This window comes from Hyphomonas atlantica corrig. (assembly GCF_017795365.1).
GTDB lineage: Bacteria > Pseudomonadota > Alphaproteobacteria > Caulobacterales > Hyphomonadaceae > Hyphomonas > Hyphomonas atlantica.
On sequence record NZ_CP051254.1, the window covers coordinates 2087715 to 2099641 of the forward strand.

The following is an 11927-nucleotide window of genomic DNA, read 5'->3' on the forward strand; positions in this document are numbered from 1 at the left end:
TGCGACGCCTGTGAGGGCGCTTCGGTCGTGGGCTGAATTTTTCACAGAGAAATGCGCGGTCAGGTGTCCGGCAAGGGCAGGGGGCTTTGCGTGAAGACACGCGGGATGTACGCGATGCGGCGCGGAGAGGGCGCGGCAAGGGGCACGAGGTCCCGGCGTTCGCCGGGATGAGCGGGCTCGGGGCCGGAGAGGGCGGCTTGATAGGCTTTGGAGGGAGTGAAGCTGAACGGGTCAGGCGTCAGGTCCTCCGGGTCCTTCTCGATCCAGTTGAGATAGACATTGCCGCGCCGGTCAATCAGCGTGCTGAACAGGATTCCCTTGCCGCGGACCGCGCGCACATAGGCGCGGATCATCACGATCTGCAGCCAGATCCAGAACTGGTAGGGTTCCAGATGCGCCGGCAGCGGTGTTGCAAGGGGGCGAAACAGCGAGTCCATGCCGCTTAGCCTGCCACAGTGCGAGGGCCTGTCGGATAGGAGCCAAAGAAAAACCCCTGACCTGCCGGGCAGATCAGGGGTTTTCAGAGTTCAGGGCTGGGGAGAGGCCGGATGGTGTCCCCGGATCAGCCGAGCGCTTTCTCGATTTCGCGCGCTGCAGATTCGAACTGGTCGACCGCAGTGTCTTCGGCGAGCAGGCGGCGGGCCGCCTCTGTCGCAGCGTCGGCAGCGGCGCGGCGAACTTGCTCGGTTGCCTCGGCTTCAGCGCGGGCGATGCGGGCTTCGGCCTGCGCTTCACGGCGGGCGAGGCGTTCTGCAATGTCCTTGCGGGCCTCTTCCATGATGCGCTTGGCGTCTTCCTTGGCCTGGGCGATCATCGCTTCGGCTTCCTTGTCGGCATCCTGCTGGCGACGCTCAGCCAGAGCGAGGGTTTCAGCAGCCTGCTCACGAAGGTTCTGGGCTTCATCCAGCTCTTTGCGGATGTCATCCGCCCGCTTGTCGAGACCGCTGGTGATGGCCTTCAAGGCGCCCATGCGCCAGGCAATCAGCAGGAAGACGGCAAGCGCCAGGAATGCGGTATGCGTGACCGGATCGGTCAGCGAATACATCAGGCCGCCAACGAACCCGCCGCCATGCGAATCGGACGCCGCAAAGGCGGGCGATGCGGCCAGCGCGGCCAGGGTCAGGGCAGGGACAAGACGAAGGGTCATCTGCGTGTCTCTTAGTTCAGCGCCGCCGAAACGGCTTTCTTGAGGTCTGCTGCCGACGCTTTCAGCCCGAAACGGCTGGTCATGGCGTCCGCGGCATCCACGGCAATCTGTTCGACGTTCTGCATGGCGTTTGCGCGCAGGGCGGAGATCCGCTCTTCGGCAGCGTCCAGCTTCTTTTCGATCTCGGCATCGACGCGAGCGGTTTCAGCCGTCATTTCGGCTTCGACCTTGGCGGTGGCCTTGTTCGCGGTTTCGCGAGCCTTGGCCTTCGCCTGAGCGATGCGCAGTTCGAGCGCCTGCTGGGCCTCTTCGGCCTGCTCGTTCAGTTTTGCAGCCTGGTCGAGGTCAGATGCGATCCGGTCAGACCGTTTTTCGATCGTGTCCGACATCTTCGGCAGGATGAAGCGCGAGAGGGAGAAGTACAGGACCGCGAATAGGATCGCGAGCCAGAACAACTGGCCCGGCATGTGCCATGCCTCGAAAGGCGGGAATGGCGGCGGGGCGTCATCCGGCAGGTGATGGGCAGTTTCCGCTAGCAGGTCGAGCAGCATTTCAATACCTCTGGTGCAGCATCAGGCTGGATCGGGCCGGAGACGTTTACATCCCCCGGCCCGTTCTTGGCGTGTTCGAGTTGGTCTTAGACCACGAACAGGATCAGGACGGCCACGAGGAACGACAGGATGCCGAGTGCCTCTGCGAGAGCCATACCGATGAAGAGGTTACCAGTCTGCTGTGGAGCAGCGGACGGGTTGCGCATGGCAGCGTCGAGGAACGAGCTGAAGATGTTGCCCACACCGATTGCGGCACCGATCATGCCGAGCGTTGCGAGGCCAGCGCCTACGTATTTCAGACCGAGAGCGATATCGCCTTCCATGGGTAGTCTCCTGTTTGGAATGCAAGGGTTTCAGTATTTTGCGGCCCGTGAAGCGTGTTCGTTAGGCTGCGTCAAGGTTTTTAGTGTGCGCCGGGGCCCACACTGGCGAAGAGGTCCTTAGTGTGACGGGTGCAGTGCGTCGTTCAGGTAAACGCAGGTCAGGATTGCGAAAACATAGGCCTGAAGACCTGCCACAAGAAGCTCGAGCGCGTTGAGCGCAACCCCCATGCCGAAGGCCAGCAGACCCACAACACCCATGAACACCGCGCCGGACAGGGCCGCGCCGATGAGCTGGGCTGCAAAGGTTGCAAACAGTTTCAGCATGATGTGACCGGCCAGCATGTTGGCGAACAGACGCAGCGCCAGCGTGACCGGACGGGCCAGGAAGGAAATGATCTCGATCGGGACGAGGATGAGATAGATCAGGAACGGTGCGCCGGACGGGGCAAACAGCTTGAAGAAGCTGAGGCCGTTCTTCCAGATGCCGAAACCGATGACGATGGAAATGACGAGCATGGCCAAGGCGCCGGTGACAACCAGGTGGCTGGTCGTTGTGAAGGCGTATGGCACCATGCCGATCATGTTCGCGAAGAAGACGAAGAAGAAGAGCGTGAAGACGAACGGGAAGAAGCGCAGGCCTTCTTCGCCAGCCGTGGAGCGGACCATGTCCGCCACGAAGCCGTAGCCGATCTCGGCCATGGACTGGGTGCGGCCCGGTACGAGCGCTTTCTTGGAGGCGGCATAGCCGAAGAAGGCAATGCACAGAACCACGCCGAGCAGCATGAAGCCGGACGCGTTGGTGAAGGAAATGTCCACGCCGCCAATGCTCAGGTCCAGCCACTTCGTGACCTGGAACTGGTGGATCGGATCAATCGCGGTGTTTTGCAGAGCGAAGTTCATTCGTTCCCGGTCCCGTCTGTTGGAGCCTCCGGCTCCTTTAAGTGTCCTTGCGCCCGGGCATTCAGTTCCCGATAAGCGCGCATCATCGCTCGAATACCTGCTGCGAAGCCGAAAGTCCCGACAATCAACAGGCCCCAGGGCTTTGTTCCTGCGAATGCGTCAATCCAGAAACCAATCAGGCCTCCGACAAAGATGCAGGCGACAAACTCCGCGCCATATCGCAGGGCATAGGCCCCGGCCGAAAGACTTCCATCATCTGGTTCAAGCTTGCGCTTGGCTGCCTCTTTTGCCGCTCGGGCCGCCTGAGCCTTGGCGATGCGTTCACCGAGGTCGTTCGGGCCTTCACTGGACATGATATGACAAGCTTCGCGCGTGCGAATCCCTTCTGATGGGGTGCCCCCCGGATTTCGGCGCAAACTATGTATACGGGGCGGGCAAGTCAACCGCGATTGCAGAAAGCTAGACGCCTGATTTTATTGAGTTTCTATTGTGCAGGTGTGCGCTACTCCGCCGCAACAAGCTCTTCGGCTGCCTGAAGGTCCACGGAAACCAGCTTGGAAACGCCTTTTTCGCGCATCGTGACGCCGAAAAGACGGTCCATCCGGCTCATCGTGACCGGATTGTGCGTGATCACCACAAAGCGCGTATCGGTACGCTGGCGCATCTCGTTCAGCATGTTGCAGAAGCGGTCGACATTGGCGTCGTCCAGCGGAGCGTCCACCTCGTCCAGCACGCAGATCGGGGCAGGGCGGGACAGGAAGACCGCAAAGATCAGCGCTGCCGCTGTCAGGGCCTGCTCTCCGCCCGACATCAGGTTCAGCGTGCCGAGCTTCTTGCCGGGCGGCTGGGCCATGATTTCGAGTCCCGCCTGAAGGGGGTCGTCCGCATCGACGAGGCGCAGCTCGGCCTGCCCGCCGCGGAACAGTGCCGTGAACAGTGCCTTGAAGTGCTCATTCACGGTCTCGAACGCGGTCAGTAGGCGTTCGCGGCCCTCGGCGTTCAGCTTGTCGACGCCCTGGCGCAGCTTGGCGATGGCGGCGATCAGGTCTTCCTTCTCGGTAACCTGTGAGCCGAGGCGTTCTTCCAGCTCTGCGGCCTCTTCCTCGGCATTCATGTTCACGCCGCCGAGTTGGTCTCGCGTGCGGCGCAGTTCGTCGGCCTTGCGCTCTGCGTCGCGCGGGGAGAATTCGCCCATCTCTTCTTCGTCGAGGCCCGCTTCGGCAATCGCCAGCAGGCCTTCGGGCGTGCGCTGGAAATTGTTGCGCGCGATCTCGACCGATTCTTCGAGACGGCCTTCGGCGTTTTCGAGCTTCACTTTCCAGCCAGCCAGATTCTCGCGCGCTTCAGAGGCTTCATTGGCGGCGCGGCGGGCGGCCTGTTCGGCTTCGCGGATCGCGGTTTCTTTTTGGGCCAGCTGGTCAGCGACGCGCTTGCGCTCTGTTTCCAGCGTTTCGACCTCATTGCTGCGGGTCTCGATCTCGCTGGCGAGTTCTTCCGGCCGCGCCTTGGCGGCGAGCGCTTCGGAGGCTGCGGATTTGCGGCGCTCGATCAGGCGGCCAACGCGTTCCTCGGCTGAGGCGATGCGGCCAGACCAGGTCTTGATGTCCCGCTCCAATCCCTCGCGCCGGGCAGCGGCCTGTTCCCGGCCACGGGTGATGTCGGTCAGGCGGCCACGCGCTTCGACCTCTTCAGTGCGGGCCTCGGCCACCATTGTCCGCGCTTCGGCGAGGCGGGCCTCCAGCGCGCTTTCATCCTCTGCCGGGCCTTCGGGAGAGATCATGGCCAGCGTTTCATTGACGATGGCAAGGTCTGATTCGGCGCGGGTCAGTGCTTCGCCGCTGGTGTCGCGTTTCATCGCCGCGCGTTCAGAGGCCTGCGCCTCCTGCGAGACGCGATTGCGGGCTTCGCTCAGCGCCCGCTGGGCCGGGGCGATTGCCTGACGCAGATCGCGCAGATTCGTTTCGGCGGCCTGACGGGCCTCGCGCGCCGCGACCCATTCGGCTTCGCGCGCTTCATAGGTTTCGGTCAGCGGGCCAAGCTCGGCCTCGGCAGCTTCCAGTCGGGCCTGCTGCTCCAGACGGGCTGCGGCGCTGACGGGGGCATCCGGCGTGCGGATATAGCCATCCCAGCGCCAGAGATGGCCTTCGACCGAAACAAGGCGCTGGCCCGGCTTCAGCTCAGCCATCAGGCGCTCACCATCCGCTACATCCACCACGCCACACTGGGCAAGGCGCGCAGCCAGTTCGCCGGGGGCTTCGGTCACGTCCGTCAGCGGGCGTGCGCCATCTGGCAGGGTTTGTCCGGCGAGAGAGGCACCGCCCCAGAACATGGCCGCGGACCGGTCTGTCGGCGCTTCAATGTCATCCCCAAGGGCGGCGGCGATAGCCTTTTCGTATCCATCCTGCGTGCGGATGCGCTCCACGACCGGCGGGGCCTTGGGGCCTTCCGCCTTGCGGAGCAATTTGCGCAAGCCGGCAATTTCGGCTTCCAGCGCGCGAACTTCCTGTTGCGCTGAGTCCCGTGGGGGTTGGGCGGCAGTCTCTGCTTCACGGGTTTCGGCCAGCTTCGCTTCTGCGGCCTCTACGGCGCGTTCCGCCTCGTGCAGCGCCGTTTCGGCAGATTGCTCAGCCGTCTTGGCGTCTCTCAGACGGGAGGTGAGGGTCACCACGTCTTCGATGCGGGACATCTCGCCCTTGAGGCGGTCGATCTCTGCGGTCAGTTGCGACTGGCGACGACGCTGGGCGGCGGCATTCTCTTCAGACGCGCGGCGCTGGGCGCGGACCTGTGCCAAACGTTCCTGCGCTTCGTCGGCAGTCTTTTCAGCTTCGGCGAGGCGCATGCGGGCATTTTCCAGCGCACGGCGCGTTTCGGCCTCAATCTCTTCATTGCGGGCTTCGTCCAGCACAGGCAGAGAAGAGAGTTCGAACTTGGCATGGGCCAGCGCGTCTTCAGCTTCCAGCTTCTGGTCCTGTTCGCGCTCGATGTCTTCCATCAGACGGGTCGCTTCGGCGTCGAGGCGCTCATGCGTTTCGGCGGCGATTTTGCGCTCGGTTTCCAGTTTCGCCAGCGTGATCCGGGCCTGGCCCAGCTTGGCGGCGGCGATGCTCTCGGCTTCGCGCAATGGGTTCAGGCCCTCGCTGGCCTCGATGCGCTCACGCTCGCGCACGGCATCTTCGCGGGTTTTCTCTTCAACGGCGCGGCGTGCGTCTTCCAGCTGGGTGCGGGCGGTGTCGCAGGCGAGCTTGGCCTCGTGCCAGCGCAAGTGTGCGATCAGCGCGTCGAGGGCATGGATTTCTTCGGACAGGCGCTTGTAGCGGCGCGCCTTTGCGGCCTGCCGCTTCAGGCTTGCCAGTTGGCGTTCGACCTCGGCGGAAACTTCGGACAGGCGCTCCAGATTGGTCTCTGCGCCATTCAGCTTCAGCTCAGCCTCATGACGGCGGGAGTTGAGACCCGCAATGCCGGCGGCTTCTTCGAGGATGCGGCGGCGGTTCTGGGGCTTGGAGCCGATGAGTTCGGAGATCTGGCCCTGACGCACCAGCGCCGGGGAGTTCGCCCCGGTGGAGGCATCCGCGAACAGGAGCTGGATGTCCTTGCCGCGCACGGTGCGCCCATTGAGCTTGTAGGTGGAGCCCGCACCGCGCTTCAGGCGGCGGATGATCTCCAGCGTGTCAGAGGCGTTGAATTCCGGCGGCGCGGTGCGCTTGGAATTGTCCAGCACCAGCGTGACTTCCGCCGTTTCGCGGGCCGGGCGCCCGTCTGCACCTGAGAAGATCAGGTCATCCATCTCCCCGCCGCGCATGGCGCGGGCAGAGCTGGCGCCCATCGCCCAGCGCAGGGCTTCGAGTAGATTGGACTTGCCGCAGCCATTCGGGCCGACGATCCCGGTCAGGCCGGGTTCGATCGGAACATCCTGAGGGTCCACGAAGGACTTGAAGCCAGCGATACGGAGTTCGGTTATCTGCATGCTGGCTCCCCCATATCCTTATTCGCCTGCAGCCTCGAGTGCGGCGTCCAGTGCGGCAGTGACCTTCTCGGCAGAGTTCATGTTGGCGAACTGGTGCACTTCACCATTGATGATGAAGGTCGGGGTGCCGGTCACGCCATAGGCCTCTGCGGTCTGGTACACATCCGCCATCTGCTCGCGCAGCTCGCGATTGTTCATGCAGGCATCAAAATCAGCTTCGGATTCAATGCCGTGGCGCTGTCCGATGGTTTGCAGCATGGCTTTCAGAACGCCATTCTGGGCGGATTCAACGATGCCGGACTGGTATTCGAAAAGCTCGTCCAGAACGTCGAAATACTTGTCTTCGCCAGCGCACATCGCCACGAGGTAGGCAGGCACGTCAGGCCCGTGGATCGGGTATTCGCGGAATACGAACTTCACCTTGCCGGTGTCGACATAGTCTGACTGAACGACCGGGCTGATGTCATCATGCCAGTATTTACAGGCCGGGCAGGTCGGGGACGCGTATTCGATCAGCGTGACCGGCGCATCGGCATTGCCCTTCACATGGCCCAGTTCGCTACCGGCGCTTACCGTGCCGCCTGCCGGCGTGTTGGCCGCGCCGGAGTCACCGCAGGCAGCCAGGGCCAGCGCGGAGAGTGCGGCAAGCGCAGTGCGTCGTGAGAAGATGTTCATGGTCATAACCTTCGCATTAAGAATTGAGTCGGTTAGGTTGCCAATTGGTTAACTGCAACCCCGGTGTTTGTTAACTATTCTGCCTGTTCGGCAGGCGTTTCGGAAAGTGCGGTCAGCTGCTCATCCAGATAGGCGGCAAAAGCGTCGGCGGATTTGAAATCCTCATCGACATATTTCTCCTCGCCATTCACGATCAGGGTGGGCGTGCCGCGCAATTCGTAGAGTTCGCTGGTTTCCTGCACTTCGATCATGTCGAGGCGGATATCCATGTCCTCGTAGCAGGCATCGAACTGGGCCGGTGTGTTGATGTCGAACTCCGCGCCGATATCCAGGAAAGTGTCGAGCACTTTGCCGGCCTGCGCGGATTTGATGATCTCCGGCTGTTTCTCGAAAATCGCATCAGTGATCGCGAAGAATTTGTCAGGCCCCTTGCAGCGCGCCATGGCGATGAGGGCCGTATCCACATCGTTGCGCAATGCCTCGCGGAAGATGAAACGGACCTTACCGGTTTCGATATAATCCTGCTCGACGCGCGGCATGATCTTGTCGTGGAAGAATTTGCATCCGCCGCAGGTGACTGAGCCATATTCGATCAGCGTGATGGGCGCGTCTTCCGATCCCTTTGAGTGCCCGATCGACAGATCATCCGCGAGCGCGGGCAGGGCAAGCGCGGCGGCAGAAATGAGGGCGGTCAGAAGGGGTTTCAGCATGTCGGGGCTCCTTGCGGGCAGCGCGGATGTCTAAAAGGGCAGGTCACCGCCTGTACCGGACGTGTCGGCGGGCGGCGTGTCTTCTGCGGTTAGCATGGCCTCTCCAAGCGCAACAATTGCGGCGCGCAGCTTGTCGTCCTGGATGCGGGCGGCGGATTCCTGCAGCGCCTCACGCTCGGCGCGGGTCAGGGGGCGTGTCTTGCGGCGCATCGGCTTGGCAGGCTCGTTTCCGAGTGCGCCCTGCTTGATCTTGATCGCGGTGATGTCACCCCCGGCAGAGACCGAGACACGCTGGCGCAGCGTTTCGGACTGGTGCTGCACCATCGGCGCGGCCTGGGGCACGACGAGCAGGGTGAGCACGCGGCCATCCTTGCCGCCACTGAGTCGTTCCGGGCGGCAGTATTTGTAGAGTTGCTCCCCGGCAATCTCGCGCCAGCGCTGGCGGAGGATCTGGATGGGGGGAAGTTTCTTGGCGCCGGACTTGCGCCCGATCCGCTCTGCCGACAGGCCGATCTGGCGCATGCCCGGATGGGCGCGCGTCGCCCGCTGGTAGCGAAGGCGGATCCGCGCGCGGGCTTCCTCAATGGGATCAAGACTTGATCTCGTGACCATTCGCACGAGATTGCACGGCTTTCGGGCGAGGAAAAGGCATGGCGCCGGCAAAGCACAGAGATTTGAACAGCCTGCCGGGCAAATTGCTGCCCTGGTTCGAGCGGCATGCGCGCGATTTGCCGTGGCGGACGCTGCCGGCTGACCGCGCCGTGGGAGAGCGGCCCGACCCTTACCGCGTCTGGCTATGCGAGATCATGATGCAGCAGACCACCATCCCGCACGGCACGCCATACTTCCACGCCTTCACGGAGCGCTGGCCAAGTGTCGAGGCGCTGGCGGCGGCGAAGGATGAAGACGTGATGAGCGCATGGGCCGGGCTTGGCTATTATGCGCGGGCGCGGAACCTCCTGAAATGCGCGCGTGAAGTAACGGCGCGCGGCGGATTTCCGGAAACCGAGGCAGAGCTGCGCAAGTTGCCGGGCATCGGGCCATATACGGCGGGCGCGATTGCGGCGATTGCCTTCGATCAGAAAGCCGCAGCGGTGGATGGCAATGTCGACCGTGTGTTCGCGCGCCTGCTGGCCCTGAAGGGCGAATGGGCGGCAGAAAAGAAAGTGATCGCGGAAACCGTCCGCGCGCTGGTGCCGGAAGATCGGCCCGGAGAGTTCGTCGAAGCTCTGATGGACCTTGGCGCGACCGTCTGCACGCCGACCAAGCCGAACTGCCTGATCTGCCCCGTCTCAGACCTTTGCGCCGCTCGGGCCGAAGGGGAACCGGAGCGCTATCCCATCAAGCCTGCCAAAGTGGCCAAGCCTGTGCGCTACGGAACGGCCTATGTGCTGCGTGTGAAGGATCAGGTCCTGCTGGTCCGGCGCCCGGATAAGGGCCTGCTGGGCGGCATGCTCGCCCTGCCGACAGAAGACTGGGTGGAAGGTGGCTTTGCCGAAACCCCACCCCCGGCAACTGCAGAGTGGGAAGACATTGGCGAAGTGCGCCACGTCTTCACGCATTTCGCGCTGCGCTTTCGCGTGATGCGGGCCGAAGCCGCACGCAAACCGAAGATCCCCGGCGCGATCTGGACCAATGCCAACGCCGTCAAAGGCCTGCCCAGCGTCTTCGAAAAAGCCTACAAACTCGCTTTGAAGTAGGGAGCGCTCATCGGGGCGCGCAACCAGAAAACGTCATCAACGCGCGATTGACTAAGCCGATCGATTGCGGAAGGTAGAATTCTGTTTTGGGTTTGATGAGTTTGGGGGCAAACATGAAAACCAGAAGGCGTTCAGACAATTTCCGAAATCCGTTCGTCGTGTCAGGGCTGTTGCGCCTTGCTCGCGCGGTGATCGTTTTTCTGGTGGGATTGTTTGTGCTGTTCCAGGCGCTTGGCGCATTCAGTAATGACAACATGCCTTTGATGATGCTGTCAGGTTTTGCTGCGTCGGTGCTGATCCTGTCAGGCTTGACGGGACTGAAGCAGGCTGTGGACAGGCTGACCGGGTTCGAGCCTGATCCACGCTCTCCAGCCGACCTTGCTGTGCGCTCGCAAGGTGGCAAAGCTGTCGCATCCATCGGAAAGGCGCAACGTTATTCCCCCGGGGAATTGTCGGAATTGCTGGATGTGGGCTCACCGCCAGAGGGAAGTATACAGGCTGGCTTACTGGGCCGGTTGGCAGAACTGTTCTTGCCCGGACTTCGATTTTCGCCCCCCGAGATTCGCCTTCTGATTGAGTACATTTTTGCCTGCCTGATCGGCACATTGATTGTGCTGGGTTTGGCGCTGTTCTTCGTGGCGGCCTCGAATACAGTCGGCCTGGAAATGACGGGAAATACGAAGAGCATGTTCTGGTGGGTGCTTGCGACCGTCTTGCTGGCGCGGTGGCGCATGTTTGTCCGCTCCTCCACGCTGACCATGCAATTGGCGCAGATGAGAAATGCGTCGCCCGGCACCCTCAGGGGGCTGATCTTCTTCCTGGCGCTGCTTGCAATCGGGGGCGTGCTGGTGTCCAGCCTCGACTATGCGGCGCTGGGAGTTGACCCGGCCAGTGCCAACGCATTGATGAGAACGTCGGATGCAAGCGTACCACAGGGGCTGGTCATGCTGATCCTGGTGTTGGCCGCGGCGTTGTCGGGCGTAGCTGTTTTCTTCTGGTTCGTCAGGATGGCGCGATTGAGGTCGCTGTCAGGTGAACTGGATGAGGGCGTTACGCAAATCCGCTTCCAACGGGATGGCGTGGGCAATTCTCGCCAGTTTGCCGAAGCCATGATCACGGCAACCCAGGACCTGTACCCAAATCAGGCCATCCGGATCTACAATACGGGGCCGCGCGTGTATGCTGAGACGCAGCCTCAGCTTCAGAAAGCCCCAATCGCGAAATATGTGCCATTTCTGGCGGAAGGGTGCGGCAACATTCTTTTGCTGGTGGCTGCATTGGCGCTGGCGTTTCGAATTCCGGAAGTGGAGGGTCTGGAAAGCCTTTCCGCCGTTCTTCAGGCCGGGAACGAACCCAGCGACGAAGCCATCGTGAATGGATGGCGCGATCTGGGGGCCATAGGACCCTGGATATTGGTGTTCCTCATTTTCGGCGGGTTCGGGAAATGGTTCATCGGACTCTCCGAAGTGTTCCTTGGCGAAACCAATTTCAGAAGCTTGTTCTTCCGGGCAGAGATGACCGGAACAGAAACAAGCGTGACGCAGGCCATCGGCAATGCCTCATTCGACACGATGAAGACCGAAATCGATATCCCCTTCACGAATGGCGTGGTCGAAGGGAGCGCAGTATTGGTGCACTCTTGCGCCTTTGCCCGGCCAAACAAGAATGGACTGATGGGCCCGCGATCCATTCTGGAGTTTGGCAGCGACACGGACGAGTTGAAGGAAATTGTCGCCACGGCGGTGAAGTCACTGGACGATTTGAAGTTCATGCCTCAGCTACAACGTCGGGATGCCGCCGCCGTACAGGATGTCGTATCGATCAACACCCAATACGCCAAGGCCGTGCAGCATGGGGCGGAAACACCAAACGTGCTGGGCATGAAGTCGAACACACCTCAACAAGTCTCTCACGACAAGGACACCTCGTCCGGCTCGGATGAGGAGTCCTGACGCCG

Annotated in this window: 12 protein-coding genes; 2 read left to right on the top strand and 10 right to left on the bottom strand. The window is 62.0% G+C overall.

The window, feature by feature from the left end:
• Positions 1-59: 59 nt before the first annotated feature.
• From HF931_RS10200 to HF931_RS10245, 10 genes are all read right to left on the bottom strand, one after another.
• Positions 60-437: a hypothetical protein gene (locus HF931_RS10200; protein ID WP_273239974.1), complete on the bottom strand. Its 378-nt coding sequence runs from the start codon at positions 435-437 to the stop codon at positions 60-62.
• 125 nt (positions 438-562) lie between these two features.
• The gene (locus tag HF931_RS10205; RefSeq protein WP_081806240.1) at positions 563-1147 is read right to left on the bottom strand and encodes a F0F1 ATP synthase subunit B family protein; all 585 of its coding nucleotides are present in this window, start codon (positions 1145-1147) and stop codon (positions 563-565) included.
• Positions 1148-1158: 11 nt separating this feature from the next.
• Positions 1159-1698, bottom strand: a complete 540-nt coding sequence (locus HF931_RS10210; protein ID WP_273239976.1) for a F0F1 ATP synthase subunit B family protein — start codon at positions 1696-1698, stop codon at positions 1159-1161.
• 86 nt (positions 1699-1784) lie between these two features.
• A complete protein-coding gene (locus HF931_RS10215; protein WP_027838455.1) occupies positions 1785-2021 on the bottom strand; it encodes a F0F1 ATP synthase subunit C in 237 nt (78 codons plus the stop codon).
• A 117-nt stretch (positions 2022-2138) separates the two neighbouring features.
• A complete protein-coding gene (locus HF931_RS10220; RefSeq protein ID WP_035554782.1) occupies positions 2139-2921 on the bottom strand; it encodes a F0F1 ATP synthase subunit A in 783 nt (260 codons plus the stop codon).
• Positions 2918-3274 carry an AtpZ/AtpI family protein gene (locus tag HF931_RS10225; protein ID WP_051602879.1) on the bottom strand — a complete coding sequence of 119 codons (357 nt, stop codon included), beginning with the start codon at positions 3272-3274 and terminating at the stop codon, positions 2918-2920. Before HF931_RS10225 ends, HF931_RS10220 begins: the two co-directional genes overlap by 4 nt.
• Positions 3275-3423: 149 nt before the next feature.
• A complete protein-coding gene (smc, locus tag HF931_RS10230) occupies positions 3424-6885 on the bottom strand; it encodes a chromosome segregation protein SMC (protein ID WP_273239978.1) in 3462 nt (1153 codons plus the stop codon).
• An 18-nt stretch (positions 6886-6903) separates the two neighbouring features.
• Entirely contained in the window at positions 6904-7566 is a 663-nt protein-coding gene (locus HF931_RS10235) for a DsbA family protein (RefSeq protein WP_081806241.1), read from the bottom strand.
• Positions 7567-7634: 68 nt separating this feature from the next.
• The gene (locus HF931_RS10240) at positions 7635-8270 is read right to left on the bottom strand and encodes a thioredoxin domain-containing protein (RefSeq protein WP_273239980.1); all 636 of its coding nucleotides are present in this window, start codon (positions 8268-8270) and stop codon (positions 7635-7637) included.
• A gap of 30 nt (positions 8271-8300) precedes the next feature.
• Positions 8301-8882, bottom strand: coding sequence for a DUF721 domain-containing protein (locus tag HF931_RS10245; RefSeq protein WP_051602881.1), 582 nt, complete (start codon positions 8880-8882; stop codon positions 8301-8303).
• Between the two features lie 38 nt (positions 8883-8920).
• Here HF931_RS10245 and mutY point away from each other — a divergent pair, with 38 nt between their 5' ends.
• Both mutY and HF931_RS10255 read left to right on the top strand, forming a co-directional pair.
• Positions 8921-9970 (top strand): A/G-specific adenine glycosylase, encoded by a 1050-nt coding sequence (gene mutY, locus HF931_RS10250; RefSeq protein ID WP_273239983.1) that lies wholly within the window; start codon positions 8921-8923, stop codon positions 9968-9970.
• Between the two features lie 113 nt (positions 9971-10083).
• Positions 10084-11922 (top strand): hypothetical protein, encoded by a 1839-nt coding sequence (locus tag HF931_RS10255; RefSeq protein ID WP_155841993.1) that lies wholly within the window; start codon positions 10084-10086, stop codon positions 11920-11922.
• Positions 11923-11927: the final 5 nt, after the last annotated feature.

What these genes read in the sequence shown, in the direction of transcription:
- HF931_RS10200 (WP_273239974.1), bottom strand. Translation starts at nt 437, where the DNA reads ATGGACTCGCTGTTTCGCCCCCTTGCAACACCGCTGCCGGCGCATCTG.
- HF931_RS10205 (WP_081806240.1), bottom strand. Translation starts at nt 1,147, where the DNA reads ATGACCCTTCGTCTTGTCCCTGCCCTGACCCTGGCCGCGCTGGCCGCA.
- HF931_RS10210 (WP_273239976.1), bottom strand. Translation starts at nt 1,698, where the DNA reads ATGCTGCTCGACCTGCTAGCGGAAACTGCCCATCACCTGCCGGATGAC.
- HF931_RS10215 (WP_027838455.1), bottom strand. Translation starts at nt 2,021, where the DNA reads ATGGAAGGCGATATCGCTCTCGGTCTGAAATACGTAGGCGCTGGCCTC.
- HF931_RS10220 (WP_035554782.1), bottom strand. Translation starts at nt 2,921, where the DNA reads ATGAACTTCGCTCTGCAAAACACCGCGATTGATCCGATCCACCAGTTC.
- HF931_RS10225 (WP_051602879.1), bottom strand. Translation starts at nt 3,274, where the DNA reads ATGTCCAGTGAAGGCCCGAACGACCTCGGTGAACGCATCGCCAAGGCT.
- smc (WP_273239978.1), bottom strand. Translation starts at nt 6,885, where the DNA reads ATGCAGATAACCGAACTCCGTATCGCTGGCTTCAAGTCCTTCGTGGAC.
- HF931_RS10235 (WP_081806241.1), bottom strand. Translation starts at nt 7,566, where the DNA reads ATGACCATGAACATCTTCTCACGACGCACTGCGCTTGCCGCACTCTCC.
- HF931_RS10240 (WP_273239980.1), bottom strand. Translation starts at nt 8,270, where the DNA reads ATGCTGAAACCCCTTCTGACCGCCCTCATTTCTGCCGCCGCGCTTGCC.
- HF931_RS10245 (WP_051602881.1), bottom strand. Translation starts at nt 8,882, where the DNA reads ATGGTCACGAGATCAAGTCTTGATCCCATTGAGGAAGCCCGCGCGCGG.
- mutY (WP_273239983.1), top strand. Translation starts at nt 8,921, where the DNA reads ATGGCGCCGGCAAAGCACAGAGATTTGAACAGCCTGCCGGGCAAATTG.
- HF931_RS10255 (WP_155841993.1), top strand. Translation starts at nt 10,084, where the DNA reads ATGAAAACCAGAAGGCGTTCAGACAATTTCCGAAATCCGTTCGTCGTG.